The 25594-nt window shown below is 71.8% G+C and carries 23 protein-coding genes; 6 read left to right on the forward strand and 17 right to left on the reverse strand.

What is annotated here, in order from left to right; genetic code table 11:
• Positions 1 to 59: 59 nt before the first annotated feature.
• Together OIE47_RS10820 and tmk are read right to left on the reverse strand one after the other, a co-directional pair.
• Entirely contained in the window at positions 60 to 1271 is a 1212-nt protein-coding gene (locus OIE47_RS10820; RefSeq protein ID WP_326561365.1) for a DNA polymerase III subunit delta', read from the reverse strand.
• On the reverse strand, positions 1271 to 3427 hold the full coding sequence (gene tmk, locus OIE47_RS10825) for a dTMP kinase (RefSeq protein WP_326563051.1): 2157 nt from the start codon (positions 3425 to 3427) through the stop codon (positions 1271 to 1273). Before tmk ends, OIE47_RS10820 begins: the two co-directional genes overlap by 1 nt.
• A 315-nt stretch (positions 3428 to 3742) precedes the next feature.
• Here tmk and OIE47_RS10830 point away from each other — a divergent pair, with 315 nt between their 5' ends.
• Positions 3743 to 4963, forward strand: coding sequence for an amino acid deaminase/aldolase (locus OIE47_RS10830; protein WP_442792074.1), 1221 nt, complete (start codon positions 3743 to 3745; stop codon positions 4961 to 4963).
• Positions 4964 to 5067: 104 nt separating this feature from the next.
• Here the strand turns inward: OIE47_RS10830 and OIE47_RS10835 are convergent, their stop codons facing one another.
• The gene (locus OIE47_RS10835; RefSeq protein WP_326563053.1) at positions 5068 to 5748 is read right to left on the reverse strand and encodes a TetR/AcrR family transcriptional regulator; all 681 of its coding nucleotides are present in this window, start codon (positions 5746 to 5748) and stop codon (positions 5068 to 5070) included.
• A gap of 230 nt (positions 5749 to 5978) precedes the next feature.
• Between OIE47_RS10835 and OIE47_RS10840 the strand changes: the two genes are divergently transcribed.
• Positions 5979 to 7343, forward strand: coding sequence for a D-arabinono-1,4-lactone oxidase (locus OIE47_RS10840; protein ID WP_326561366.1), 1365 nt, complete (start codon positions 5979 to 5981; stop codon positions 7341 to 7343).
• A gap of 15 nt (positions 7344 to 7358) precedes the next feature.
• On the opposite strand, the gene OIE47_RS10845 is transcribed toward OIE47_RS10840, so the two are convergent.
• The 7 genes from OIE47_RS10845 to OIE47_RS10875 all read right to left on the reverse strand — a co-directional run bounded on the left by OIE47_RS10845 (position 7359) and on the right by OIE47_RS10875 (position 16909).
• A complete protein-coding gene (locus OIE47_RS10845) occupies positions 7359 to 8480 on the reverse strand; it encodes a CapA family protein (RefSeq protein ID WP_326561367.1) in 1122 nt (373 codons plus the stop codon).
• 208 nt (positions 8481 to 8688) lie between these two features.
• Complete coding sequence (topA, locus tag OIE47_RS10850; protein WP_326561368.1) at positions 8689 to 11580, reverse strand: type I DNA topoisomerase; 2892 nt, start codon at positions 11578 to 11580, stop codon at positions 8689 to 8691.
• A gap of 406 nt (positions 11581 to 11986) precedes the next feature.
• Complete coding sequence (locus tag OIE47_RS10855) at positions 11987 to 12649, reverse strand: hypothetical protein (RefSeq protein WP_442792142.1); 663 nt, start codon at positions 12647 to 12649, stop codon at positions 11987 to 11989.
• A gap of 131 nt (positions 12650 to 12780) precedes the next feature.
• Positions 12781 to 13320 (reverse strand): hypothetical protein, encoded by a 540-nt coding sequence (locus tag OIE47_RS10860; RefSeq protein ID WP_326561369.1) that lies wholly within the window; start codon positions 13318 to 13320, stop codon positions 12781 to 12783.
• A 131-nt stretch (positions 13321 to 13451) separates the two neighbouring features.
• Entirely contained in the window at positions 13452 to 15830 is a 2379-nt protein-coding gene (locus OIE47_RS10865; protein ID WP_326561370.1) for a sodium-translocating pyrophosphatase, read from the reverse strand.
• 288 nt (positions 15831 to 16118) lie between these two features.
• Entirely contained in the window at positions 16119 to 16556 is a 438-nt protein-coding gene (locus OIE47_RS10870; RefSeq protein WP_326561371.1) for an ATP-binding protein, read from the reverse strand.
• A complete protein-coding gene (locus tag OIE47_RS10875; RefSeq protein WP_326561372.1) occupies positions 16553 to 16909 on the reverse strand; it encodes an STAS domain-containing protein in 357 nt (118 codons plus the stop codon). Before OIE47_RS10875 ends, OIE47_RS10870 begins: the two co-directional genes overlap by 4 nt.
• 195 nt (positions 16910 to 17104) lie before the next feature.
• Here OIE47_RS10875 and OIE47_RS10880 point away from each other — a divergent pair, with 195 nt between their 5' ends.
• The gene (locus OIE47_RS10880; protein ID WP_326561373.1) at positions 17105 to 19495 is read left to right on the forward strand and encodes a DEAD/DEAH box helicase; all 2391 of its coding nucleotides are present in this window, start codon (positions 17105 to 17107) and stop codon (positions 19493 to 19495) included.
• Positions 19496 to 19571: 76 nt separating this feature from the next.
• Entirely contained in the window at positions 19572 to 19781 is a 210-nt protein-coding gene (locus OIE47_RS10885) for a hypothetical protein (RefSeq protein ID WP_326561374.1), read from the forward strand.
• Positions 19782 to 19848: 67 nt separating this feature from the next.
• Here the strand turns inward: OIE47_RS10885 and OIE47_RS10890 are convergent, their stop codons facing one another.
• Positions 19849 to 20325, reverse strand: coding sequence for a macro domain-containing protein (locus OIE47_RS10890; protein WP_326561375.1), 477 nt, complete (start codon positions 20323 to 20325; stop codon positions 19849 to 19851).
• A gap of 147 nt (positions 20326 to 20472) precedes the next feature.
• Positions 20473 to 21033: a helix-turn-helix domain-containing protein gene (locus OIE47_RS10895; RefSeq protein WP_326561376.1), complete on the reverse strand. Its 561-nt coding sequence runs from the start codon at positions 21031 to 21033 to the stop codon at positions 20473 to 20475.
• Positions 21034 to 21109: 76 nt separating this feature from the next.
• Here OIE47_RS10895 and OIE47_RS10900 point away from each other — a divergent pair, with 76 nt between their 5' ends.
• On the forward strand, positions 21110 to 22027 hold the full coding sequence (locus tag OIE47_RS10900; RefSeq protein ID WP_326561377.1) for an alpha/beta hydrolase family protein: 918 nt from the start codon (positions 21110 to 21112) through the stop codon (positions 22025 to 22027).
• A 95-nt stretch (positions 22028 to 22122) separates the two neighbouring features.
• On the forward strand, positions 22123 to 22995 hold the full coding sequence (locus OIE47_RS10905; protein WP_326561378.1) for a type II CAAX endopeptidase family protein: 873 nt from the start codon (positions 22123 to 22125) through the stop codon (positions 22993 to 22995).
• A gap of 114 nt (positions 22996 to 23109) precedes the next feature.
• Here OIE47_RS10905 and OIE47_RS10910 read toward each other — a convergent pair whose 3' ends face one another.
• From OIE47_RS10910 to OIE47_RS10930, 5 genes are all read right to left on the reverse strand, one after another.
• A complete protein-coding gene (locus OIE47_RS10910) occupies positions 23110 to 23475 on the reverse strand; it encodes an Rv3654c family TadE-like protein (RefSeq protein WP_326561379.1) in 366 nt (121 codons plus the stop codon).
• A complete protein-coding gene (locus OIE47_RS10915; RefSeq protein WP_326561380.1) occupies positions 23472 to 23840 on the reverse strand; it encodes a TadE family type IV pilus minor pilin in 369 nt (122 codons plus the stop codon). Before OIE47_RS10915 ends, OIE47_RS10910 begins: the two co-directional genes overlap by 4 nt.
• A complete protein-coding gene (locus tag OIE47_RS10920) occupies positions 23837 to 23965 on the reverse strand; it encodes a DUF4244 domain-containing protein (RefSeq protein ID WP_208418639.1) in 129 nt (42 codons plus the stop codon). The genes OIE47_RS10915 and OIE47_RS10920 overlap by 4 nt, the downstream gene beginning before the upstream one ends.
• 67 nt (positions 23966 to 24032) lie before the next feature.
• Positions 24033 to 24824: a type II secretion system F family protein gene (locus tag OIE47_RS10925; protein WP_326561381.1), complete on the reverse strand. Its 792-nt coding sequence runs from the start codon at positions 24822 to 24824 to the stop codon at positions 24033 to 24035.
• Complete coding sequence (locus OIE47_RS10930) at positions 24824 to 25576, reverse strand: type II secretion system F family protein (protein WP_442792143.1); 753 nt, start codon at positions 25574 to 25576, stop codon at positions 24824 to 24826. The genes OIE47_RS10925 and OIE47_RS10930 overlap by 1 nt, the downstream gene beginning before the upstream one ends.
• Positions 25577 to 25594 lie beyond the last annotated feature (18 nt).

Raw genomic sequence — 25594 nt, forward strand, 5'->3', positions numbered from 1 at the left:
TAAGCACCGCACCGTACCGGTTGCTTCCGCCGAGCGGAACCCCGTACGGGCGACGGTGCTCAGCCGCGCCAGAGGGCGAGCATCATCGCCTCGACGGCGATCCGGGGCTTGACGTTCGTGTCGATCGCCGTACGGCAGGCGAGCACCGCCTCCAGCCGGCGCAACGCGGCCTCCGGCGCCCACTTCGCCGCCGCCGCGCTCGCCAGCGGCGCGGTGTCGGTGTGCACCGGCGCGACCGGGGCACCGAGGGTCACCGCCAGCACGTCCCGGTAGAAGCCGGCCAGGTCGACCAGGGCCCGGTCCAGCGCGTCCCGTTGCGCCCGGGTGGCCCGCGACTTCTGCCGGCGCTCCAGGTCCTTGAGCTGCCCGGCGGAGCCGCGCGCCGCACCGGCGGCACCCTTGCCGGTGCCGCCCGCACCCAGGGCGGTCTGCAACGCGGCCCGTTCGCTCGCGTCCGACTCGGCCACCGCCGCCTCCGCCTCCGCCTCGGCCGAGTCGATCAGTGTGGCGGCGGCGTCGAAACAGGCCCCGACCCCGGTCAGGCGCCGGGGTACGGCCAGTACCGCGTCCCGCCGCTTGCGGGCCTCCGGGTCGCGGGCCAACCGGCGGGCCCGGCCGACATGCCCCTGCGACGCGGCTGCCGCCCAGGTGGCCAGGTCCGGGGCCACCCCGTCCCGCTCGGCGAGTACGGCCGCCACCGCCTCGGCCGCCGGTTGGCGCAACGGCACCACCCGGCACCGGGACCGGATCGTCACCGAGACGTCGTCCGGGTGGGTGGACGGGGTGCAGAGCAGGAAGACCGTACGCGGGGGCGGTTCCTCGATCGCCTTGAGCAGGGCGTTCCCGGCTGCCTCGGTGAGCCGGTCGGCGTCCTCGATGACCACCACCTGCCAGCGCCCGCCGGACGGGGTGCTCGCCGACCGGAGCACCAGGGCCCGCATCTCACCAACCCCGATGGAGAGGCCCTCGGGGACCACGAACCGTACGTCGGCGTTGGTGCCGGCGAGCGTGGTGTGGCAGCCGGCGCAGTCACCACAGCCGGTTCCCCGTTCGCACTGCAACGCGGCGGCGAACGCGCGGGCGGCGACGGACCGGCCGGATCCCGGTGGCCCGGTGAAGATCCACGCGTGGGTCATCGCGCTGTTCGTGACGGCCGCCGGGTCGGTGATCGCGGCACCTACCCGGACCACCTCCGCCGCCGAGGCGGCCGCCCGACGCAGGGTCACGGTCGCCTCGTCCTGGCCGACGAGGTCGGCGAAGACATCGGGCATCAGGACCGCCGCTCCAACTCCAGGCCACCCGCCCCGTCACCGGAGCCCGAACCGGACCCGGTGGAACCGCCGCCGCCGGAACCGCCGTCTGCGGCGGCGCCAGGGCGCGGGACGTCGATCTCCGGCGTCCTCGGTTCCACCGACGGGTCCAGCGGCTTCGCCGGGTCGGGATGGACGATGGTCTCCGGGTCGGTGAGCATGCCCCGGACCCGCTGGGCGACCGTGTCGGAGATCCGCTCGATCGGACCACTCCCGTCGAGCACCAGGTAACGCTTGGGGTCGGCGGCGGCCAGGTCGAGGAAGGCGTCCCGGACCCGGTCGTGGAAGTCGAGCGACTCGCCCTCCAGCCGGTCGGTGCCCTCGCCCCGGGCCGCCACCCGGTCCAGCCCGGCCCGCGGGTCGACGTCGAGCAGCACCACCAGGTCGGGCTTGAGCCCACCGGTCGCCCAGGCAGAGAGCCAGGAGACCTCGTCGACCGGAAGCGTACGACCGGCGCCCTGGTAGGCCAGGGACGAGTCGACGTACCGGTCGCTGATCACCACCGCGCCCCGGGACAGCGCCGGGCGGACCACGGTGGCGACGTGATGGGCCCGGTCGGCGGCGTAGAGCAGTGCCTCGGCACGCGGGGACAGCGGTACGGCACCGGCCGCCACACTGTCGAGCACCAGGGAACGGATCCGTACGCCCACGTCGGTCGCGCCCGGTTCCCGGGTCACCAGCACCTCGCGTCCCTCTCCCCGCAGTGCCTCGGCCAGCGCGGTGACCTGGGTGGACTTGCCGGCCCCCTCACCGCCCTCGAAGACCACGAAGGCACCGGTCGAGGCGAACGGCTCGGCCGGGGAGAGCGGACGCCCCCGGATCGACCCCCACAGGTCCGCCAGGATCGGTACGCCCGGCTTGTCGTCCATCTGGCGGAACGCGTTGATGCCGGCGAAGATCCCGGCGACTCCGGCGACGAGCAGCAGCAGGCGGGTGGACGAGACGGAGATGCCCAGGTCGGCGATGCGCAGTTGACGGGAGCCACCGACGCCGACGAGCAGGCTGCTGACCGAGATGGCCAGGATCAGCACCAGTCGGGTGCCGGTCTGCACCACCGCGAAGACCCGGCCGCGTACCTCGTCGGCGACCTCGCCACCGAGCAGGGTGGTGCCGGCCAGGAACGCCATGCCGGCGCCGGCACCGACCAGGACCGCGCCGAGGATCGCCATCGACAGGTGGATGGCGGCGGCGAGGACCAGCACCGAGGCGCTGGCCAGGACGATGCTCATGCCGAACCAGCGGCGCCGGGACATCTCCCGGACGATCATCGGGCCGAGGCCGATACCGACCGAGAGGCCGACGAAGATCGAGCCGAAGAGCAGGTAGAACGCGGCCTCACCGGCGCTGAGCGACTTGGTGAAGAAGTTCGCCGTACCGATCACCACACCGCCACCGGCGAAGGCGCCGAAGATGCCCAGCACCAGGCCACGGATCAGCGGGGTCTTGCCGATGAACTTCCACCCGTCGACGAACTGCCGCAGCACGCTCTCCTGGCCGCCACCCTCCCGGGCGCCGGCGCGACCGCTGATCTCCCGGATGCCGAAGAAGACGACCAGCGCGGTGGCGAGCCGGCTCAGCGAGTTGAAGTAGAGCGCCAGCTGGGTGGGGTCGTTCCAGCCCTGCGGCGGCCCGCCGGAGACGGCGCGGACGCTGCGGTCGAGCACCGCGATGCTGACCGCGGCCAGCACCGGGGTCACCCCGTAGGTGGTGATCAGCGTGAGCTGGTTGGCCACCTCCAGCCGGGTACGCGGGATCAGGTTCGGGACCGCGGCCTCCTTGGCCGGGATCCAGATCAGGGTGATCGCCTCGATCAGGAAGGTGGCCACCGCCGCCCAGCCGACGACCAGTCCACCGCCGACGTTCAGCAGCGCGGCCAGCGGGATCGAGGCGAAGAGCACGAAGCGCAGCAGGTCGCAGACGACCATGGTGAGGCGCCGGTCGAACCGGTCGGCGAGCACACCGGCCACCGGGCCGAGCAGCAGCGCCGGCAGCAGCCGGACCGCGATCACACCACCGAACGCCAGACCCTTCGCGGTGTCGCCGCTGACCTGGGTGGCGGCGAAGATCGAGGTGGCCAGCAGGCCGAGCCAGTCAGCGAACGAAGCCGCGCCGAGCACCAGCCAGAGCCTGCGGAAGGGTCGGATCCGCAGAACCGACCGGAGTGCCTGGTAGCCCGTCCGGTCGACCTGGGTGGTGGACGACGCTGCCGAGGATGTCGCTCCTGGCTCGCCGCTGCTGTTCGTGTCGATGGCCGTACCTCCGAGTGCCCGGCCCATCGCTGGGCTCCCCCGGACACACTCTAATCGCGGCCCGAACGCGCCAGGTCCCCGACATTCCCCTGATCCCGGGGCCGGGGGTGCGGGGAAGGGCGCAGCGACCCGCCAATACGCGAGGGTGTTTCGCATTGGCTGCCCGCCCGTTAGCGTGCACATGTGCCCACCGAGGAAGCAATCGCCCGTGACGACCTGCGCACCCGCCTGGACCGGGCGACCGCCCACCTCGACCCGCCCTTCGCGGCGGTCGACCTGACCGCCTTCGACGGCAACGCCGACGCCCTCACCGCCCGCGCTGCCGGCAAGCCGCTGCGGGTGGCGAGCAAGTCGGTCCGCTGCCGGGATCTGCTCGGCCGGACGCTGGCCCGGCCCGGCTGGCACGGGGTGATGGCGTACACGGTCCGCGAGGCGATCTGGCTGGTCCGAGCCGGTGTGACGGACGACGCGCTGGTGGCGTACCCGAGTGTGGACCGGGCGGCGCTGGCCGAGCTGGCCGCCGACCCCGAGCTGGCCTCGGCGGTGACCCTCATGGTGGACAGCCCGGAGCAGCTCGACCTGATCGACACGGTCGTCCCGGCCCAGCACCGGGAGCCGATCCGGGTCTGCCTCGACCTCGACGCCTCGTGGCGCCCCGCCGGGGGTCGGCTGCACATCGGGGTACGCCGTTCCCCGGTGCACTCGGCCGCCGCCGCGGGCGCGCTGGCCGCCCGGGTGACGGCCCGTCGCGGGTTCCGGCTGGTCGGACTGATGTCGTACGAGGCACAGATCGCCGGGCTCGCCGACGCCCCGCCCGGACAGGCCATGCGCGGGGTGGCGATCCGGGCGTTGCAGCACTGGTCGTACCCGGAACTGCTGGCCCGGCGCGGCGCGGCGGTGGCCGCCGTACGCGAGTACGCCGACCTGGCCTTCGTCAACGGCGGCGGCACCGGGAGCGTGGCCGCCACCGGTGCGGACCCGTCCGTGACCGAGATCACCGCCGGTTCGGGGCTGTACGGGCCGACCCTGTTCGACGGTTACCGCGCCTGGCGACCGGTCCCGGCCGCGTTCTTCGCCCTCGCCGTCGTACGCCGCCCGGCGCCGGGCCTGGCGACGGTGCTCGGTGGCGGTTGGATCGCCTCCGGCCCGGCCGACCCCAGCCGGCTGCCCGAGCCCTGGCTACCGGCGGGACTGCGGCTGACCGGCTCGGAGGGTGCCGGGGAGGTGCAGACACCGCTGGCCGGGCAGGTGGCGGACACGTTGGCGGTCGGTGACCGGGTCTGGTTCCGGCACGCCAAGGCCGGTGAGCTGAGCGAGCACGTCAACGAGCTGCACCTGATCGAGGGTGAGCAGGTGGTGGCGACGGTGCCGAGCTACCGGGGCGAGGGCCACGCGTTCCTCTGAACCCGGCCGGTGGCTGCGCTGATCCGGCCCGGTGGCTGCGCTGAACCGGGCCGGCGGCACCCGCCGGTTGACCGGTGGGCGTCGGTGCGGACCGGGTCGACCGGTCAGCCGGTCGGGCCGTCCGCCGGTTGGGCGACCCCGACCACAACCGGTCCGTCCGCACCGGCACCTGCTCCCGGCTGCTCCGGCACGGCTGACGCGACCGGCACGGCTGACGCGACCGGCACGGCTGACGCGGCACCGACCTGCCGGTGCAGGTATTCGCGGATCAGCGCCTTGGCCTCGGCGAGGACCCGCTCGTCGCCGTCCTGGTCCCGCCGGAAGGCGAGCTTGATCAGGGCGTCGGCGGCCTCGACCGCGATCTCCAGCGCGAACCGCAGCGGTGGGCCGTCGGTGATCCCGAACTGTTCGACCAGCACCCGGGCGAGCTGTTCGGCGATCACGCCGTTGTTGTCCCGCTGCTCGTCGAGCAGGTGCACGTCGACCACGTCGCCGAAGTGCAGCGTACGGAAACCGGGCACCACCCGGTGCATGGCGATGTACTCGTCGATCCCGGCGTCGACCCCGTCCCACCAGTGGGCGAGGTCGCCCTGGGAGAACCGTTCGGCCAGCCGTTCGAGGTACGCCTCCATGTTGCGCAGCGTGAGCGCCTGCACGATGGCCCGCTTGTCCGGGAAGAACTGGTAGACCGAGCCGATCGCCACCTCTGCCCGCTCGGCGAGCAGGGTCGTGGTCAGCCCCTCGTAGCCCACCTCGTCGACCAGTTCGGCGCAGGCGTCGAGCATGCGCTGCACCCTGGCAACGCTGCGACCCTGCACCGGGACGCGGCGTAGTGGACCACTCGTGGCGGTTGATGTGGACACGCGTCGCCACTCCCCCTTCGACGGATGAGATGTGTCTGCACGTCGCGAGTTCGAAACGTTACCTGGATTAACGATCGGACCTGGTGTGCGATGTTTACTCATCGCATCGAAGCCTGATATGAATGCTACTCATATTCGGTTCTGGAGGCTGCATGGCCAGCACCCCGTCGCCATCCGGCGCGGTGTCGCCGCTCGGCGCGACGCCACCGAAGCCCGTGTCCGGGCCGGACTGGCGCAACTGGGCCGGCAACCAGCGGGCCACGGCGACCGCCGTACTCCGACCGTCGAGCGTGGAGGAACTGGCGGACGCCGTACGGGTCGCCGCGTCGGGCGGGCACCGGATCAAGGCGGTCGGCAGCGGCCACTCCTTCACCGACATCGCCCGTACGGACGACCGGCGGGTGGAGCTGACGAACCTCGCCGGGCCGGTCCGGGTCGACCCCGAACGGCGGCTGGTCACCGTCCCGGCCGGGCTGGAGGTGTGCGAACTCAACGTACTGCTGGCCCGACACGGGCTGGCCATGCCGAACCTCGGTGACATCGACGCCCAGACCATCGCCGGTGCCATCTCCACCGGCACCCACGGCACCGGGGCCGGCTACGGCTGCCTCTCCACCTTCGTCACCGCGCTCACCCTGGTCACCGGCACCGGGGAGGTACGGCACTGCTCGGCCGAGAACGACCCCGAGCTGTTCGCCGCCGCGCGGGTCGGGTTGGGTGCGCTGGGCATCATCACCGAGGTCACCCTGCGGTGCGTGGACGCGTTCGTGCTCCGGGCCGACGAGCGGCCGGCACCGCTGGCGGCGGTCCTGGCCGACCTGCCGGACCTGATCGCCGGGAACGACCACTTCGAGTTCTACTGGTTCCCGTACACCGATCGGGTGCAGGTCAAGACGAACAACCGGGTGCCGGCGGACGACCGGCCGCTGCCCCGGTTCCGGGGCTGGTTCGACGACGAGTTCCTGGCCAACACCGTCTTCGCCGGAGCCTGCCGGCTGGGTCGGGCGGTGCCGGCCCTGGTCCCCCCGATCAGCGCGATCTCGGCCCGCGCGCTCACCGCCCGGACCTACACCGGCCGGTCCGACCGGGTCTTCTGCACCCCGCGCCGGGTCCGGTTCACCGAGATGGAGTACGGCCTGCCCCGCGCCGTCCTGCCCGAGGCGCTGGCGGCGCTGCACCGGGTGGTCGACGGGCTGCCGTTCAAGGTGCAGTTCCCGGTCGAGGTGCGGTTCACCGCGCCGGACGACATCTGGCTGTCGCACGGCTACCAGCGGGAGTCCGCGTACCTGGCGATCCACCAGTACGTCGGGGCGCCGTACGAGCCGTACTTCCGGGCGTTCGAGCGGCTCGTGACCGAGTGGGGCGGTCGGCCGCACTGGGGCAAGCTGCACTACCGGGACGCCGGGTCGCTGCGGCCGGCGTACCCGAGGTTCGACGAGTTCGTGGCCGTACGGGACCGGCTCGATCCGTCACGGGTCTTCGCCAACGCCTACACCGAGCGGGTCCTCGGCGCCTGACCGCGCCCGCACCCGTCAGCCGGTACGGGAGAGCACCTTCAGCCCGTCCTCGGCGGCGCCACGGGCGTTCAGGTACCCGGTGATCCGCGTGTACGCACCCTGGTAGACCTGGCGGCGGGCCTGCGGCAGGGTCGGGTCGGCAAGCGCGGCGGCGAGATCCACCAGCCGGATGTCGGGCGTGAGTTCGGTCCAGATCGGAATTGCCGCAGCCTCGGTTATCTTCCACTTTTTCGGGGCAGTTTCCGTAAAGGTAATTTTCGCCATGACACCCTCGCGGTTGTCGTTCACCGGGTCGGAATGTCGCGCTAATTGGTTACCCATCCCGTAAACAACCCACTTGTCGCCAAACTGCTCGAACGGCTGCACCACGTGCGCGTGGTGTCCGAGGATCAGGTCGATATCGGGTGAGTTGATCAGCGGCTGCACCCAGTCCAACTGATTGGCATCCGGCAGATGCTGGTATTCCGTACCCCAGTGCAGGCTGAGCACGACGATCTCGGCGCCGGCCGCGCGGAGCCGGGCCGCCGCGGCCAGGATCTTGTCCGGCTCGATCAGGTTGGCCATCCAGAGCTTGCCCGCCGGCCGCTGCAGCCCGTTGAAGTTCAGGGTGTACGACAGGTGCCCGACGCTGACCCCGGCCGCCTGGTAGATCCTCGGCGTGCCGGCCTCCTGGGCGTTGCGGGCACTCCCGGAGTGGCCGAGCCCGGCCGCGTCGAGCGCGTCCAGGGTCCGGGTCACCCCCTGCGGGCCCTGGTCCATGGTGTGGTTCGAGGCGGTCGAGCAGGCGTCGAAGCCGGCCCGCTTCAGCCCGTCGACCACCTGGGGCGGGGCACTGAACTGGGGATAACCGAGGAACGGGCCGGCGGCCGGTGCGAGCGGGATCTCCAGGTGACAGATGGCTAGGTCGGCGGCGGCGATGGCCGGTGCGACCGGCTCGAGCATCGGCAGGAAGTCGAAACCACCGGGCTTGCCGTTCCGGGTGGCGTCCCGTTTCGCCTGCTCCGACACGGCCGGGTGGACCAGTACGTCGCCCGCCCCCAGCACGGTGAACAGCCGCCGGCCCTGCGCGTCCAGCCGGGCGTTCGACGTGGCCGCGCCCCCGGAGGACGCCCCCGGCGAACCACTCGGGGCACCCACCCACACAGCGGTACGCGGTGCCGAACCACCCCACCAGTCGGCACTGAGACCGACACCACCGAGACCGATCAGCACCACTGCCAATGCGGCCGAAAACAACAGCATTGTCTGCCGATGTCCACCGAATATCCCCCGTCGTACCACCGGTGGAGCGTAAGGCATGCCGCCGAACCGGAAAATCCGATCCGGCGGCCATTCACCCGTTCAGTTACTCGGCCCGATCGGTCGCCTTCGCCGGAGCGGCCTTCTTCGTCGCGGTGGTCGATTTTGCGGCGGTCGCCTTTCGCGGGGCGGCCTTCCGGGGGGCGGCCTTTTTCGCGGTGGTCTTCTTCGCCGGGGTGTCCGTCCCGGCCGCCGCGGTCGCCTTCTTCGCCGGGGCCTTCTTGGCCGCCGTCTTCTTCGCCGGGGCCTTCTTCGGCGCCGGCCCCTTGGCCCGCTTGTCGGCGAGCATCTCCGAGGCCTCTTCGAGGGTCAGCGACTCCGGGGTCTGGCCCCGCCGCAGCGACGCGTTGACCTCCCCGTCGGTCACGTACGGGCCGAACCGGCCGTCCTTGATCACCAACGGCTTCTCGGTCAGCGGGTCGGGACCCATCTCCCGCAACGGCGGCGCGGCAGCCCGCCGCTGTCGGGTCTTCGGCGCGGCGAGCAGCGCCAACGCCTCCTCCAGGGTGACCGTGAAGATCTTGTCCTCGGAGTCCAGCGAGCGGAACTCGTCGCCCTGCTTGACGTACGGGCCGTAGCGGCCGGCGGCGGCGAGGACCTCCGCACCGTCCGGCGCCAGCCCCACCACCCGGGGCAGGGTGAGCAACCGCAACGCCTCGGTGAGCGAGATGTCGTCCGGCGACTGCGACTTGAGCAGCGACGACTTGCGGTCACCACTGGAGACGTACGGGCCGAAGCGGCCGGACTTGAGCAGGATCGGCTCACCGGTCTCCGGGTGCTCGCCGAGCTTGCGCTCACCACCGCCGCCGAGGAAGAACTCGTTGACCTTCTCCGGGGTCAGCTCGTCCGGCGCGACACCCTCCGGGATCGACACCCTGTCACCCGACGGTCCACCGTCCTCCGGCTGACCGCCGTCCTCGCCACCGGTCTCGGCGGCGGCCGGCGCGGGCGCCTCCACCTCCGGACCGGCCAGGGTCCGTTGCAGGTACGGCCCGTACCGGCCGACCCGGACCACCACGTCGCGACCCTCGTCGTCGCGGAACAGCGGGATCGAGTTGACGCTGCGCGCGTCGATGTCGCTCAGGTTCTCGGTGACCATCTTCTTCAGCCCACCGGAGCGGGCCACCGAGTCGTCACCGGCGACGTCGCTGCCGAAGTAGAACGAGGTGAGGAAGTCGACCGCGGCGTGGTCGCCGCCGGCGATCTCGTCCAGCTCGTTCTCCATCGCGGCGGTGAAGTTGTAGTCGACCAGGCGTGGGTAGTGCTGCTCCAGCAGGCCGACCACGGCGAACGCCAGGAAGGACGGGATCAGCGCCTGACCGCGCTTGAAGACGTACCCCCGGTCCTGGATGGTCTGCATGATCGACGCGTACGTCGACGGGCGGCCGATGCCCAGCTCCTCCAGCGACTTGACCAGCGAGGCTTCGGTGTAGCGGGACGGCGGCTGGGTGGTGTGCCCGGTCGCGGCGAGCTGCTCGGCGGTCAGCGGCTGGTCCTTGACCAGGTTCGGCAGCCGCCGTTCGGCGTCCTCGGCCTCGGCGTTCTCGTCGTCGGAGGACTCCACGTACGCCCGCAGGAAGCCCGGATCGGTGATGGTCTTGCCGGTGGCGCCGAAGTCGGCCTCCTCGCCGGCCGTGGTGACCGCGCGGATCCGGACCGAGACGCTGGAGCCGACCGCGTCGGTCATCTGGGAGGCGATGGTCCGGCGCCAGATCAGCTCGTAGAGCCGGAACTCCTCGCCGGACAGCTCGCCCGCCACCTCCCCCGGCGTACGGAAGTGGTCGCCGGCCGGGCGGATCGCCTCGTGCGCCTCCTGGGCGTTCTTCACCTTGCCGGTGTAGCGGCGCGGCTCCGGCGGCACGTTGCGCTCGCCGTACAGCTCGGCGATCTGCCGGCGGGCCGCCGCGATGGCGGTCTCCGACAGGTTCACCGAGTCGGTACGCATATAGGTGATGTAGCCGTTCTCGTACAGCCGCTGGGCGGTGCGCATCGTCTGCTGGGACGACAGGCGCAGCTTCCGGGCCGCCTCCTGCTGGAGGGTGGAGGTGATGAACGGCGCGTACGGCCGGCGCCGGTAGGGCTTCTCCTCGACCCGGGTGACGGTGAACGGCCGCCCGTCGAGGCGGGCGGCGAGCCCACGGGCACCGTCGCCGTCGAGGTGGGTCACCCCGGCGCCCGGCTTCACCCGGCCGGTGGTCGGTTCGAAGTCCCGGCCGGTGGCGATCCGGTCGCCGTTGAGTCCGATCAGGGTGGCGTGGAACGTACGCGGGCCCTCGCCGGCCTGGCCCACGGCGAGGGTGGCCAGGATGTCCCAGTACTCGGCGGTGCGGAAGGCCATCCGCTGCCGTTCCCGCTCGACCACGATCCTGGTCGCCACCGACTGGACCCGGCCGGCCGACAGCCTCGGCATGACCTTCTTCCAGAGCACCGGGGAGACCTCGTAGCCGTACAGCCGGTCGAGGATGCGGCGGGCCTCCTGGGCGTCGACCAGGTCCTGGTCGATCTCCCGGGGGTTGGCCACGGCGGCCTGGATCGCCGGCTTGGTGATCTCGTGGAAGACCATCCGCTTGACCGGGACGCGCGGCTTGAGCGTCTCGACCAGGTGCCAGGCGATCGCCTCGCCCTCGCGGTCCTCATCGGTGGCGAGGTAGACCTCGTCCACCTCCTTGGCCAGTTTGGTCAGCTTGGCGATCTGCTGGCGCCGGTCGGCGGAGACGACGTAGAGGGCGGTGAAGCCGTGGTCGACGTCGACCCCGAGCCGGGCCCACGGTTCCTTCTTGTATTTGGCGGGCACGTCGGCGGCGTTGCGCGGCAGGTCACGGACGTGCCCCAGGCTGGCCTCGACGATGTAACCCGGGCCGAGATAGCCCGAGATCGTCTTGGCCTTCGCCGGTGACTCGACGATGACCAGACGGGTGCTCTTGGCGTTACTCGGCACGTCTCTCCCCGACCTCACTCACGACTTCTCGCCCCGCGAACCACCGTGGTCCGCCTTCCGACCGGGCTGCCACCACTGCGGCGCCGCGTTGAACGTCCAACGTAACGCGCTGCGCGGCGTCCGGGTTGCGCGGGCCGCGAAGACCCCCACGGAGCAGGGCGAACGCTGGACCCCGGAGCCGGCTTCGTGGTTCATCCCGGACGGCGACACCGTACACCGACGATGAATCGGCCTGGATCCATTAGCGGCGACGATCTCCTCCGAATGCCGCTATTTGCTGGATTATCTCCCAAATCTCCGGGCGGCTGTCTGCCATCGGACAGTGAGCCGGATTGGTTCCAAATGAACACTGGAAGTATTAAAGCGGAAGAACAGCATTGAAAGGCGGAAACCCGCCAAAGGGGATCTAAACGGCAAGAGCCGGCCAGATCGCCGCCGGGGCCGCCGCCGGCCGCTCACCCACCAGCTCCACCAGCCGGGCCAACCGGCGTCGACCCGTGATCCGGTACGCCGGACCCCCGGCTCTGGGAAGCAACAGTACGGCCGGCAGCCCGATCGCGGCGAGCGCCGCCCCGACCGCCTCCCAGCAGCTCTCCTCGGTCTCGCCGAGCCGGAGCAGGAAACCGGGCGGTTCGGGGCTGCCCGCCGCGGCCACCCAGAGCCGCAGCCGTCGCCCGTTGAGGTGCAGCCCGGCCGGCGGTCGTTTCGCCGTACCGCACAGCCAGGTCCCGGCGAGCGGGGCGAGCGTGGTCGCGTACGACGTCCGTACCTCGTGCCGTTGGTCCTCGGTCGGCTCCCAGCTCGCGTGCAGCCCGCGCAGGGCCAGCTCGGCCACGAGCACGTGCACCCGCCAGGCGGTGTCGACCACCACCGAGACCCTGGCCGTCCCGCCCATCCGGACCACCTGTCCGGGGCCGACGAGCAGGCCGGTGAGGTCGGCCGGCGACGGATCGGTCGCCTCCACCCCGAACAGCGAGAGCTGCCGCGCCGGCGGAACCGCCGGCTCGGGTGGGTCCGCCGGTTCGAGCGGCTCGACCGGCTCGACCGGGTTCACCGGTTCCGGCGGCACGACCGGGTCGGGTGGGTCGGCCGGGTCGAGCAAAACCGGCGGATCGGGTGGATCGGGCGGTACCAGTGCCAGCGCCTCCCCCGCCGGTGGTCCGGAGGACCCCACCGGCGGTGAATCGGGGGATGGCGTGGTCAGCGACACTCCGGGACCTCGTCGAAGGCCTGCTTCAACTCCGGTGAATCAAGTGTGCTGGTGTCCAGGGCGCTCGCGTCGTACTCCTCGTTGAGGGTGTCCACCGCCGCCTTCACCCCGTCGTAGAACGGACCCGACTGGCCGATGTTCAGCCCCTCGATCGTCCGCCTGGCCCGGCCGTACGCGTCGCGGACCTCGGTGAGCGAGTCGAGGAAACCACGGGACACCTCTTCACCCTGGGACACGTCGGGTACGCCCGCGTCGGCCACGCCGCGACGGGCGGTCTCGCTCGCCTGTTCCGCACCGGCCATCATCCGGACCAGGTTCTCCTTGGCCTGCGCGGGTGTCGTCTGCGCCGTCATCTGCTGCTGGGCGCTGCTGGTCAGGGCATTGATCTCGAGCCGCCAGGGGGCTAACGCCTCGCAGACCGAAGCCGCCCAGGCCGGTGCCGTCGGGCCCCCACCACATCCGGTCAGCAACACGAGGGTGCACAGAACCGCCGGGAGAATCCCGGCGGCCGGCGCGCGGGGCGTACGCATGCGTTGCAGCGTACGGGTTGCGCCGGGCGGTGCGGTGGCACAGCCGTACGCCCTCCGCGCCCCGGCCGGGGACGGGCCCCTCGTTGTCACCCGAGCGACACCGAGAGGCCCGTCCTGCGTCACGAACCCGATCAGGCGGTGATCGTCTCGGGTCGCTGCTCGGCGCCACCCGTGGCACCCGAACCGGAGTCGTCATCCGACATCGCGATCGGCTTGCGCTTGCTCCACACCATCGCGCCCACCACGATCAGTACGGCGACCAGCGCGACGGCGATCCGCAACGGGGTGTTCCGGTCACCCCCGACGCTCCACGCCACCACGGCCGGTGCGATCAGCAGCGAGACCAGGTTCATCACCTTGATCAGCGGGTTGATCGCCGGGCCGGCGGTGTCCTTGAACGGGTCACCGACGGTGTCACCGATGATGGTCGCCTCGTGCGAGGCGGAACCCTTGCCGCCGTAGGCACCGTCCTCGACCAGCTTCTTGGCGTTGTCCCAGGCTCCACCGGAGTTGGCCAGGAAGACCGCCATCAGGGTGCCGGCGCCGATCGCACCGGCCAGGTACGAGGCGAGCGCGCCCGGACCGAGGCCGAAGCCGACCGCGATCGGGGCGAGGATGGCCAGCAGTCCGGGGGTGACCAGCTCACGCTGGGCGTCCCGGGTGCAGATGTCGACCACCTTGCCGTACTCGGGGCGCTGGCTGTAGTCCATGATGCCGGGCAGCTCACGGAACTGTCGGCGTACCTCCATCACCACGGCACCGGCCGAGCGGGAGACCGCGTTGATGGCCAGCCCGGAGAAGAGGAAGACCACCGCCGCACCGATGATCAGGCCGACCAGGTTGCGCGGGTTGGCCACGTTCAGCGCGTTCAGGATCTCGGCGCCGACGTCACCCACACCCGCGTCGGCGTACGCCGAGCGCAGCGTGTCGGTGTACGACCCGAACAGGGCGGTCGCGGCGAGCACCGCGGTGGCGATCGCGATGCCCTTGGTGATCGCCTTGGTGGTGTTGCCGACGGCGTCCAGCTCGGTGAGCGTACGGGCGCCGGCCTCGTCGATGTCGCCGGACATCTCGGCGATGCCCTGGGCGTTGTCCGAGATCGGGCCGAAGGTGTCCATGGCCACGATCACGCCGACGGTGGTGAGCAGGCCGGTGCCGGCCAGCGCCACCGCGAACAGGGAGAGCACGATCGAGGTGCCGCCGAGCAGGAACGCGCCGAAGACCCCGGCCGCGATCAGCAGTGCGGAGTAGACCGCCGACTCCAGCCCGATGCTGATGCCGGCGAGCACGACGGTGGCCGGTCCGGTCAGCGAGCTCTTGCCGATGTCCTGCACCGGGCGCTTGTTGGTCTCGGTGAAGTAGCCGGTCAGCGCCTGGATGGCGGCGGCGAGCACGATGCCGATGACAACCGCGCCGATGGCCACCCAGCGGGGGCCGAGCGGCAGGTCACCCGTGACGCCGAGCTGCGTACGCCACTCGTCGCCGAGCAGTTCGGCCCAGGTCGCCGGCAGGTAGACGAAGGACATCGCCGCGACCAGGACCGCGGACAGCACCGCGGAGGCGTAGAAGGCCCGGTTGATCGCGGTCAGCCCGGACCGGTCGGAGGCGCGCAGCCGGGTGATGAAGACCCCGACGATCGCCACGATCACCCCGATGGTGGAGATGATCAGCGGGAAGACCAGGCCGTCCTGACCGAAGGCGGCCCGGCCGAGGATCAGTGCGGCGACCAGGGTCACCGCGTACGACTCGAACAGGTCGGCGGCCATGCCGGCACAGTCGCCGACGTTGTCACCGACGTTGTCGGCGATGGTCGCCGCGTTGCGCGGGTCGTCCTCGGGGATGCCCTTCTCGACCTTGCCGACCAGGTCCGCGCCGACGTCGGCGGCCTTGGTGAAGATGCCACCGCCGACCCGCATGAACATGGCCAGCAGCGCGGCACCGAAGCCGAACCCCTCCAGCACGGTCGGCGCGTCGGCCCGGAACAGGACGACAACCAGCGCCGCACCGAACAGGCCGAGCCCGACGGTGAGGAAGCCGACGACGCCACCGGTCCGGAAGGCGATCTGCATCGCCTTCTCCCTGCCGCCCTGGTGTTCCCGGGCGGCGGCGGCCACCCGCAGGTTGGCGCGGGTGGCCAGGGCCATGCCGGCACCGCCGATGAACGCGCTGAACACCGCGCCGACCACGAAGAAGGCCGACCGGCCGATCTTCACCAGGGTCTCGTTGTCGGTGTCGTGCACCGGCAGCAGGAAGAGCAGCACCACCGCCAGTACGACGAAGATCGCGAGGGTTCTGAACTGCCGGAAGAGGTACGCCGAGGCGCCCTCCTGGACCGCTGCCGCGATCTCCTGCATCTTTGGTGTGCCCCTACCGGTTGCCAGTACCGCCCGGGTCAGGGCGGCGGCAAAGCCGAGCGCCACCAGCGCGATGACCGCGGCGATGATGACGTACGACAGGTTCTGATCGGTGAGGGACAACCCGCCGCTTTCGGCGGCGAAGGTCGTGGACATCTATGTCCTCCTGTACCCAACACTCGCGCCGGCCGGCGGACGAGACCGGCCCGGCGTCTCCACACGTGGAGTCACGGTTCGCAAGCGTCTCCGCCGGGCCAGGCTTCAGCTCAGCGGTGACCACCCGGTCACGCGAGCGCGGGACCAGGGCTCTTGCTGATAACCCCGGGTACTCTAGCCGTCCGCAGTGTTGGAGGTCACAATTCCCACCCACCGTGTCGCAATGATCTTCGTCGCTGTACTAGTGGAGTTGATCTGTTATGGGAACTGCGACCGGGGGATGACCGGTCAGCGGCCGACCGGCCAGACCATGCGCACCTCGGTGCCGATGCCCTCGTCCACGGGACGCACCTGAAGGTCCTCGACGAAGCCCGCGAGCAGGGCGAAGCCCACCCCGACGGTGAGCGCCTCGTCGGTCAGCGACTCGTCTGCCAGCTCGTCCGGGGGCAACGCGGCCAGGCCCAGCCCGGCTTCGATCGGCGCCCGGTCGGTGACCCGGACCGTGTAGGAACCGCCGTCGGACATCTCCACCTGCACCAGGTCACTGAGGCCGTACTGGCGGTGCAGGGCCACCGCGCGGGTGCAGGCTTCGCCGATGGCCAGACGTACCTCGTCGAGCAGTTCCTCGGCGACGCCGGCCCGGCGGGCGACCGCGACCCCGACCAGGCGCGCGGTGCGGACGTGCACCGGCGCGGGAGAGAAGGACAACCGGACGGTCGACATCACGCGGTGGGGTTCGCCGCGCCCGGCGCAGTCGCCGCGTCGATCGTGGGGTAGAGCGGGAAGACCTGGTCCAGCGCGGTGATCCGGAAGATCTTGAGCAGCGGTTCCTTGTCGCAGACCAGCCCGAAGGTGCCGCCCACCGCACGCAGCCGCTTCAGTGCGCCGACCAGCACACCGAGACCGGTGGAGTCGAGGAAGTCGACCCGGCTCAGGTCCACCACGACCTGACGGGCACCGCCGTCGACCATCTCGATCAGCCGTTCCCGGAGCCGGGGGGCGGTGTAGACGTCCACCTCGCCACCGACCTCCAGCACCGCGTGCTCGGCGATGGTGCGGGTCGTCAGCGACAGCTCCATCCGTCCTCCTCGACTACCTCTCCGGCTGATGCCGGCCCGACCGGGCGGCTCCCGCCAGGAATGCTCATGGGCATCTAACCATCGTCCGGCCGGCGCCGCACCGAGCCGGAGCGTCGCCTACCTGACCCACGGTGCCACTGCCCGTCCCGCGCCCCCGCTTTCCGATTCCGGCGGGTCGGTGCGAGAGTGCAGGGCGTGACCACCGCAGCCACAGTATCCGCCGAGGCCGACCGGCCCCGCCCGGCCGGTGGCCCCACCCCCGGCCCGGCCGAGCTGCTACGTCAGCTACGGGCCCGGACCCGGACCGATCCGGTCACCCACGTCGAGCGGGTACCGGCCAGTGCCGGGCACGCCGTGCCGTGGCCGGGATGGGTGCCGGAGCCGCTGCGGGCGGCGTTCGTCGGGCGCGGCGTGGTCGCCCCCTGGCAGCACCAGGCCGAGGCGGCCACCCTGGCGTACGGCGGCCAGCACGTGATCGTCGCCACCGGCACCGGGTCGGGCAAGTCCCTGGCGTACCAGTTGCCGGCGCTGGCCACCCTGCTCACCGACCCCCGCGCGACCGTGCTCTACCTGGCACCGACGAAGGCACTCGCCGCCGACCAGTTGCGCGCCGTCGCCGCCCTGGACCTCGACGGTGTACGTCCGGCAAGCTACGACGGGGACACCCCGCGCGCCGAGCGGGAGTGGATCCGCAAGCACTCCCGGTTCGTCCTGACCAACCCGGACATGCTGCACCACGGCATCCTGCCCGGACACGGCCACTGGGCGACGTTCCTGCGCCGGCTCGCGTTCGTGGTGGTCGACGAGTGCCACACGTACCGTGGCGTGTTCGGCTCGCACGTGGCGCACGTGCTGCGCCGGCTGCGCCGCCAGGCCGCCCGGTACGGACCCACCGTCGACGGTGCACCCCGGTCCCCGGTCTTCGTGCTGGCCTCCGCCACCTCCGGTGACCCGGCGAACGCCGCCGAGCGGCTGACCGGGCTCCCGGTCACCGCCGTCACCGAGGACTCGTCCCCCCGGGGCGGGGTCACGTTCGCCCTCTGGGAGCCGCCGCTGCTGCCGCCCTCCCCCGACGCGGTCGAACTCACCGAGGCGGAACCGGTCCGGCGCTCGGCCCTGCGGGAGACCGCCGACCTGCTCAGCGACACCGTCGCCGCGGGTGTGCGTACGCTCGCGTTCGTCCGGTCCCGGCGCGGCGCCGAGGTGGTCGCGAGCACCGCCCGCCGATCGCTGGACGAGGCGGTGCCCGGCCTCGGCAGCCGGGTTGCCGCGTACCGGGCCGGCTATCTGCGCGAGGACCGGCGGAAACTGGAACGGGCGCTGCTCCACGGGGACCTGCTCGGACTCGCCTCGACCAACGCCCTCGAACTCGGCGTGGACCTGGTCGGGCTGGACGCGGTGCTGATCTGCGGCTGGCCGGGAACCCGGGCGTCGCTCTGGCAGCAGGCCGGGCGGGCGGGTCGCTCCGGCGGCGAGGCGCTCGCCGTACTGGTGGCGCGGGACGATCCGCTGGACACGTACCTGGTCCACCATCCGGAGGCGCTGTTCGGGCGACCGGTCGAGGCGACCGTGCTCGACCCGGCCAACCCGTACGTGCTCGGGCCACAACTGTGCTGCGCGGCCTCCGAGGCCCCGCTGACACAGGCCGACCTGGCGCTGTTCGGGCCGGGGGCGGCGGAGGCGGTGGCCGCCCTGGTCGAGTCCGGCGCGCTGCGGCAGCGCCCGACCGGGTGGTACTGGCGACACACCGGGCGCCCCGAGGTGGACCTGCGCGGGACCGGTGGCGCCCCCATCTCGGTGGTCGAGACGGCCACCGGGCGCCTGCTCGGCACCGTCGACCCGGCCTCGTCCCACTTCATGCTCCATTCCGGTGCGGTCTACCTGCACCAGGGCGTGTCGTACGTGGTCGACAACCTGGACTTGGACGACGCGTGCGCGCTGGTGCACGCCGAGGAGCCGGACTGGTCCACCCACGCGCGGGACGTCACCTCCCTCGGGGTGGTGTCGGTGCGGTCGTACCGGGACGCCGGGCCGGTCGGGCTGTTCCTCGGGGAGGTGGACGTGACCAGCCAGGTGGTGTCGTACCAGCGGCGGCGGCTCGCCTCCGGCGAGGTGCTGGACACCCGCCCGCTGGACCTGCCCGCCCGCGAACTGCGTACGGTCGCGGTCTGGTTCACCGTGTCGCTGAACGCGCTCACCCAGGCCGGGGTGGAGGTGGCCGACGTACCGGGTGCGTTGCACGCGGCCGAGCACGCGGCGATCGGCCTGTTGCCGCTGATCGCGACCTGTGACCGGTGGGACATCGGCGGGCTCTCCACCGGGATCCACCCGGACACCGGCGCGCCGACGGTTTTCGTCTACGACGGACATCCCGGCGGGGCCGGTTTCGCCGAGCGGGCGTACCACGCGGCGACGGAGTGGTTGACGGCGACGCGGGACGCGATCAGCGAGTGCGGTTGCGAGTCCGGGTGCCCGTCCTGCGTGCAGTCGCCGAAGTGCGGCAACGGCAACAACCCGCTGGCCAAGGCGGAGGCGGTCAAGGTCCTGGACGTGGTGCTGGCGAACCTGGCAGAGGAATCCGCCTGATTCATCTGTATGGATGACCACCCGTGTGGGTACCCTGCATGGGAGCGCTTCCATAGCACTGTCCAAGGAGGACGAGGTGGCCGACACCATCGCCGAGACCGTCGACCTGCTCTACGGCGTCGACCAGGACAACCTCACGGTGGACCAGCAGATCTCGCTCAGTCAGGCGTACGCCACCCTGGCCCAGGCCGAGCAACTGCACCGGATGAACGAGCACCTGCACGGCATCCACCAGATCCTCAGCGCCTCGGCGCTACGCGCCGCCACCGACGGCACCGCCCGCTGACCGCCCACCCCGGTCCGGTCCGGTCCGGCGCGGCTCGGCCCGCTCCGGTCCGGCGCGGCTCGGGATCTCATGGCCAGTCGTAGACGGTCACGGCAAGCTGACGTTCGCAGAGCGCGGCGACAACGAGGGGCTCGATCTTCTCCCAGCGACCACCGGCGAGCCCACAACCGATCCGTGGCATGTGTACGGACGCCGCGAGCCCCAGCGCCTGCTCGCCGAGCGCGGCCAGGCAGCGCTCGACGGCGTCGTACCGGATCGGCGGCCCCGCACTGCCACGCTTGATGCCGCGTTGCCCGATCATGTTCGCGACCCAGATGTCGGGTCGAACCTGCACCAGCCGTACGGCACCGAGCCCGAAGTCGTTGCCCGCCCTCCCTCGGTGCCACTGACGGTAGTCACGTTCGGGCTCCGGCCACCGACGCGAGACCGCGACGACAAATCCGGCACCCCAGCCCCCGATGTCGTTGCACACATGGGCGATGACCTTCGGGCCTGCCGCCTGCGGGCTGGTCGCATCACCCTTGACGATCCGCAACGGTGTCACCGCCCGCACTCTGCCATCCGGGTACGACGCCTCCATCGGACCACCGACGGCCGGGTCGGGTGACGTCGCCGCCGTGGTTGTTTCCTGCCCCTCCGGGGGCAGTGATCGAGCACAGTCCGCGCTCCGGCCACTGGTTCCGGAAGCAGCTCAATCAGCCGGGCGCTCCGGACCGGCTTCCGTCCTGGGCTGGTCCGGGACGACAACCAGGCTGACGACGCGACGGATACGGCCGTCGTCCCTGGTATGGCCGACCCGGGCGAGGACGGCGCTCTCGATCTCCTCGACCAGCGTGGCGAACTCCTCCTCGGTCAGCCACACCGCCGCCTGCCGGTAGACCACCCCGTCCACGGTGGGGTCGGCGTTTGCGTGGGCGAGGTAGCGGTCGAAATCCCCCATCAACGATGCCGAGAACGTCGTGTACGCCCGCAGGTGGTCCTCCTTCGTCATCGCCGCTCGCGCAGCGGGGTCGATCACCGCCTGCTCCTTGCGTACCCGGTAGCTGCGTTCCACCGTGCCGCGTACCCGTTTCTCGTCCACCACCTCGAGCACGCCCGCGTCGGCCAGCACGGCGATATGCCGGTACATCGTCGCGGCCGGGATGTCGGGTAGGCGGTCGCGCAGCTGTGCGGTGGTCAACGGATCGGCGTCGAACAGCGCTTGCAGGATGCGCATCCGGACGGGGTGCAGGAGAAGGTCCGCAGTTGCCATGGCCCCATGTTCCCACATACGATAATGTTCCCACATCTGATAATGTTCCCAAAGCCGAGAATGATGGGAGTGGAACATGCGGGACGTCGACATGACCGCCACCGCCGACGACGGGCTGCCCCTGGCCGGCACGTTGACCCTGCCCGCGGGCGCCGGCCCGCACCCGGCCGTCCTGCTGCTGCACGCCTCGGGGCGGCTGGACCGCGACGGCAACACCACCAGCCGGCACCGGATGGAACTCGGACCGCCGCTGGCCGCCGCGCTCGCGAACAACGGCATCGCGACCCTGCGCTACGACCGGCGCGGCGTCGGAGCCACCTCCGGCGATTGGCGTACGACCGGATTCGTCGACAACCGACGCGATGCCGCCGCCGCACTACGCGCCCTGGCCGGAAGATCCGACATTCGGGCGGACGCCATCGGTGTGGTCGGGCACAGCGAAGGCGCCGTGCACGCCATGTCCCTCGGCGCGGGCCCGGGGGTGGCCGCGGTGGTGCTGCTGGCCGGGTTCGCCCGACCGGGCGAGGACGCGCTGCGCTGGCAGGCCGGGATGATCGCCCGCACCCTGCCGGTCGCCGTACGCCCGCTGCTGCCGCTGCTGGGAGCCCTGGCCGGTCGGCAGTTGACTCGGATCAAGGCGACCAGCACGGATGTGGTGCGGGTCGCCGGGATGCGGATGAACGCCCGGTGGATGCGGGAGATGCTCGCCCACGATCCGCGCCCGGATCTGGCGAACATCAAGGTCCCCGTCCTGGCGATCACCGGTGCCAAGGACGTCCAGGTCGATCCCGCGGACCTGGACGAGATCCGCCGGCTGGTGCCCGGTGAGGTCAGGGTTCACCGGATCCCCGACCTCACCCACCCGTTGCGCCGCGACCCCGGTCGTGCGTCGGTGCGCTCCTATCCGCGACTCCTCCGCCGGCCGGTCGACCCCGATCTGCTCGCACAGGTCACCGGCTGGCTCGCCCAGCGACTGAACGAAAGCCCTCGCTAGATCCGGTTCGCACAACGGACGGATCAACTCCCGCCCGTCCCCGACAGGGCGGGATCCGGAACCCCCTCATGCACACCCCTCGAAAGGGAAACGGCGTGACTATCGCAGCCCCCACTCGTCCGCGCGGCGGCCTTACTGCTTTCTGGGCGGTCACCTTCGGCTGGACGTTCGCGTTCTGGCTTCTGGCAATCGCACTCGGCGGATCGGCGACGAGTTCCCCCACCGCCGTTCCTTACCTGCTCGGTGGCTTCGGCCCGGTGATCGGAGCGATCGTCCTGCGAGTACGGCGCTCCCGCCGCCGCGAACCCGTACCCGCCCATGCGGTGAGGACCCGGCTGGGCGTACGACTGCTCTGGGCCCTGCCCATGCTGGCGCTGGCCTCGGTAACCGTCCTGGCAGGCGCACTGCTCGCGGAATTCCTGGGCGGTCCCGTGCTGAGTCTGACCGAGGGGCGGGACCTCGTCGCGACCGTCGGCGGGCCCGTGCCGTTCTTCGTCAGCATGCTGATCGCCGGTCCATTGGCCGAGGAGCCCGGTTGGCGTGGTACGGCGTACCCACGCCTGCTCGCGTCGCTGAGTCGCCTTCAGGCCGGTCTGCTGCTGGGTGCCGCCTGGGCGGTATGGCACCTGCCACTGTTCTTCATCGACGGCACCCTTCAGGCCGAGTTCGGTTTGGTCAGCTGGAGCGGGTTGCTGTTCACCCTCAGCGTCTTCCCGATGGCACTGCTCACCGGTTACGCCTACGAGCTTGCCGGGGTTACCTCGTCGATCGCGGTCCACCTGGGCGTCAACATGACAATGGCGCTGTTGACCGTCAAGTCACCAATCACGCAGGTCTTCGTCCTGGCGGTTCAGGTCATCGTCGCGATCGCGCTGCTCGCCCGGCAGCGTCGTCTCCGGCCGGCTCGGGTGGACCTCCACCCGGTCGTCGCGGACTCGTCGCTTCAGGTCAGTCCGACCCGAGGTTGATCGGTTCGGGCGGCCCAACCCGAAGCGGTTCAGTGGCAGACCTGCCGGTTGGCAGGTCTGCCACTTTGTCTCGGGGGACTCGGCGAGTTTGTCCAGGGGCTTCGTGGGGGTGCGTCAGCCTCGTGCCGGGCCGGCGCGGGCGGAGGCGCGGGCCACCCGGCCCAGGCCCGGTAGTGGGGTCACCGCGACCTCGACCACGAGTTGCAGGTCGAGCCCGTCCACCATGCAGTCGAGCATCCGGCCACCGTTGGCGTCGACCAGTTCGGCGGCGCGTGCACAGGCCACGGCCGGGCCGTCGGGCGTACGGGCGGCGCCGGCCAGGGCGCCGAAGTCGGCGGCCACCCTTGCCCGGTGCTTGGCGACCCTGGCCGCACCCACCGCAGCCCCGGCCATACCGGCCATGACCAGCGTCAGCCCGACTGCCAGCAGCCACAGCGAAGCGCTCCCCCGATCCCCGCGACCGAACACGGACCCGGTCATGTCAGAGGTTCCGGGTTGCCGGGTTCCACGGCGGCCACCGCGGTCGCGGTGACGGTCAGCCTCGGCAGTCGGGTGCCGAAGACCCGAATCGGTGCGCGTACGGTCGCGATCACCCGCTCGCCCGCGACCGTGACCGACACGGTGGCGCCGGGTGGGGCGGACCCGGCTCCGGCCGGCACTCCGGGTTCGCCCCGGGAGACGGCGAGTGCCGCCTCCCGAGCCGCGTCCACACACTGGGCCTTCATGGTGACCGCACCGACGGCGGCCAGCCCGACGAGCAGCAGCATCACCAGCGCCGGCAGGCCGGCCGCCAACTCGGCGGTGAACGAGCCCCGGTCGCCCTCGGCCCACCGGCGCCGGATCACTTCAGCGCCCGGTCGATCACGGCGGTCAACGCCGACTGGACGTTTCCGGAGGTCAGGACCTTGAGCAGGATGCCGGCGAACGCGACGGCGGCGAGCGTGCCGACGGCGTACTCGGCGGTGTTCATCCCGGCGTCGCCGCGCAGCCGGGCCCTCAGTTTGCGGATCACGGTTGTTCCTTCCTCTGTGGAGTGTTCAGAGCACGTCGCCGAGCACGGCGACGATCACCGGCACCAGGCCGGCGAGAATGAAGGCGGGCAGGAAACACAGCCCGAGCGGCAGCACGATCAGGACACCGGCCCGCCGCGCCGCGGCCTCGACCGTGACGGCCCGATCGGCGCGGAGATCGTCGGCGAGCCGGGTCAGCGCCCCGGCGAGCGCCGCACCGCTGGTGGAGGTACGGACGGCGGCGGCGGTGAGCCGGTCCCCGCCGGGCACCGAACCGAGATGGGCCCACGCCTCCGCCGGTTCTCCGCCGAGGCGCAGGGTCCGGCCGACCCGGTGCAGCCGGTCACCGAGTGGACCGCCGAGGGCCTCGGCGACGGACAGCACCGCCCGGTCGACCGGGGCGCCGGCACGCAGCGCCGCAGCCAGCAGGTCCGCGCCGAGCGGCAGGTCGGCAACCTCGCGCAGCCGGAGCCGGCGGGCACTGGCCGGTTCGAGCCGGCGCAACAGCCGGTCGCTCACGATGCCGGCCAGCACCCCTGCCACCGCCCCGGTCCAGCCGCCGAGCACAACCACCACGGCCACGCCACCGAGCAGCGCCCCGAGCCGGATCAGATCCGGCCGGCGGTGGCCGTTCCCGGCAGCGGCATCCGGGCCCTTGCCGGCACCAGCCCGACCGTCTGCACCGGCGGCGCCCCGGACGCTGTCCAGGTCGAGTCGGACCAGCCGGCGCCGGGTCGACCGTTTGGTGGGTCGGCCGGCGGCGAGAACGAGTCCGGCCGCGCCGGCCAGGCCGAGGACCACCGCCGTGGGAGTCGACATCAGGCCGCCCGCAAGGCGCTGCCGGCGAGTCGGTCGGCCCAGGCCAGGCCCGCGAGTTGCAGGACGATCGCGCCGACCGCGCAGCCGGCCCCGATCGGCGTACGCAGCAGCACGGCGAGCGGGTCGACGCCGATGCCGTACCCGAGTGCGATGCCGCCCAGGGGCAGCCCGGCCAGCAGCATCGCGGTCGCTCGGGCACCGGCGGCCTGGGCGGCGGCAGCGGCGAGTCCGCGATCCATCGCTCGGGCGTCGGCCTCGATCCGCTCCAACAGATCGGCCAGGGGTGCGCCGGTCTGCTCGGCGAGCCGGACGGCCGCTCGGGCCAGCCCGTCGATCCGCCCTGCGCTCCCGCTCCCGCCGCCAGTCGCCGCGGCAGCGGCAACTGCGCGATCTGCCTCCGGACCGGCGGTCGACGGCAGCGCGTTGGTGATCGGTAGGCCGGCGCGGAGGTCGGCGGCGAGTGCACAGAGGCCGTCCAGTTGGCGGCGGCGGGCCCGCTCGACGACCCGTCCGGTACGCCGACGCAACGCCGCCCGTCCCGCGAGGCCGCCGTACGCCAGGCCGGCGAATCCGGCGACCGGTCCACCCAGCACGGCTCCGGCAACCGCCGCCAACCCGGCGACAACCACGGCAACCCGCTTCGGTGCGGCGTCCACCCAGCCGGGCACACCAATCCGCCATCCGACCGCAGCCTGTCCGGCGTCCTCGGCCGGTGCTCCGACGATTGCCCGCCACCGCGCCCGGTTTCCCACCGGCGACCAGGCAACGAG

It is taken from the genome of Micromonospora sp. NBC_01796 (assembly GCF_035917455.1).
Classification (GTDB): domain Bacteria; phylum Actinomycetota; class Actinomycetes; order Mycobacteriales; family Micromonosporaceae; genus Micromonospora_G.

Excerpts from the sequence above, each read along its gene's own strand:
- OIE47_RS10820 (WP_326561365.1), bottom strand. The coding sequence starts at position 1,271 with ATGCCCGATGTCTTCGCCGACCTCGTCGGCCAGGACGAGGCGACCGTG.
- OIE47_RS10835 (WP_326563053.1), bottom strand. The coding sequence starts at position 5,748 with ATGCTCGACGCCTGCGCCGAACTGGTCGACGAGGTGGGCTACGAGGGG.
- OIE47_RS10840 (WP_326561366.1), top strand. The coding sequence starts at position 5,979 with ATGGCCAGCACCCCGTCGCCATCCGGCGCGGTGTCGCCGCTCGGCGCG.
- OIE47_RS10860 (WP_326561369.1), bottom strand. The coding sequence starts at position 13,320 with ATGCGTACGCCCCGCGCGCCGGCCGCCGGGATTCTCCCGGCGGTTCTG.
- OIE47_RS10865 (WP_326561370.1), bottom strand. The coding sequence starts at position 15,830 with ATGTCCACGACCTTCGCCGCCGAAAGCGGCGGGTTGTCCCTCACCGAT.
- OIE47_RS10875 (WP_326561372.1), bottom strand. The coding sequence starts at position 16,909 with ATGGAGCTGTCGCTGACGACCCGCACCATCGCCGAGCACGCGGTGCTG.
- OIE47_RS10895 (WP_326561376.1), bottom strand. The coding sequence starts at position 21,033 with ATGGCAACTGCGGACCTTCTCCTGCACCCCGTCCGGATGCGCATCCTG.
- OIE47_RS10900 (WP_326561377.1), top strand. The coding sequence starts at position 21,110 with ATGCGGGACGTCGACATGACCGCCACCGCCGACGACGGGCTGCCCCTG.
- OIE47_RS10910 (WP_326561379.1), bottom strand. The coding sequence starts at position 23,475 with ATGACCGGGTCCGTGTTCGGTCGCGGGGATCGGGGGAGCGCTTCGCTG.
- OIE47_RS10920 (WP_208418639.1), bottom strand. The coding sequence starts at position 23,965 with ATGAACACCGCCGAGTACGCCGTCGGCACGCTCGCCGCCGTCGCGTTC.
- OIE47_RS10925 (WP_326561381.1), bottom strand. The coding sequence starts at position 24,824 with ATGTCGACTCCCACGGCGGTGGTCCTCGGCCTGGCCGGCGCGGCCGGA.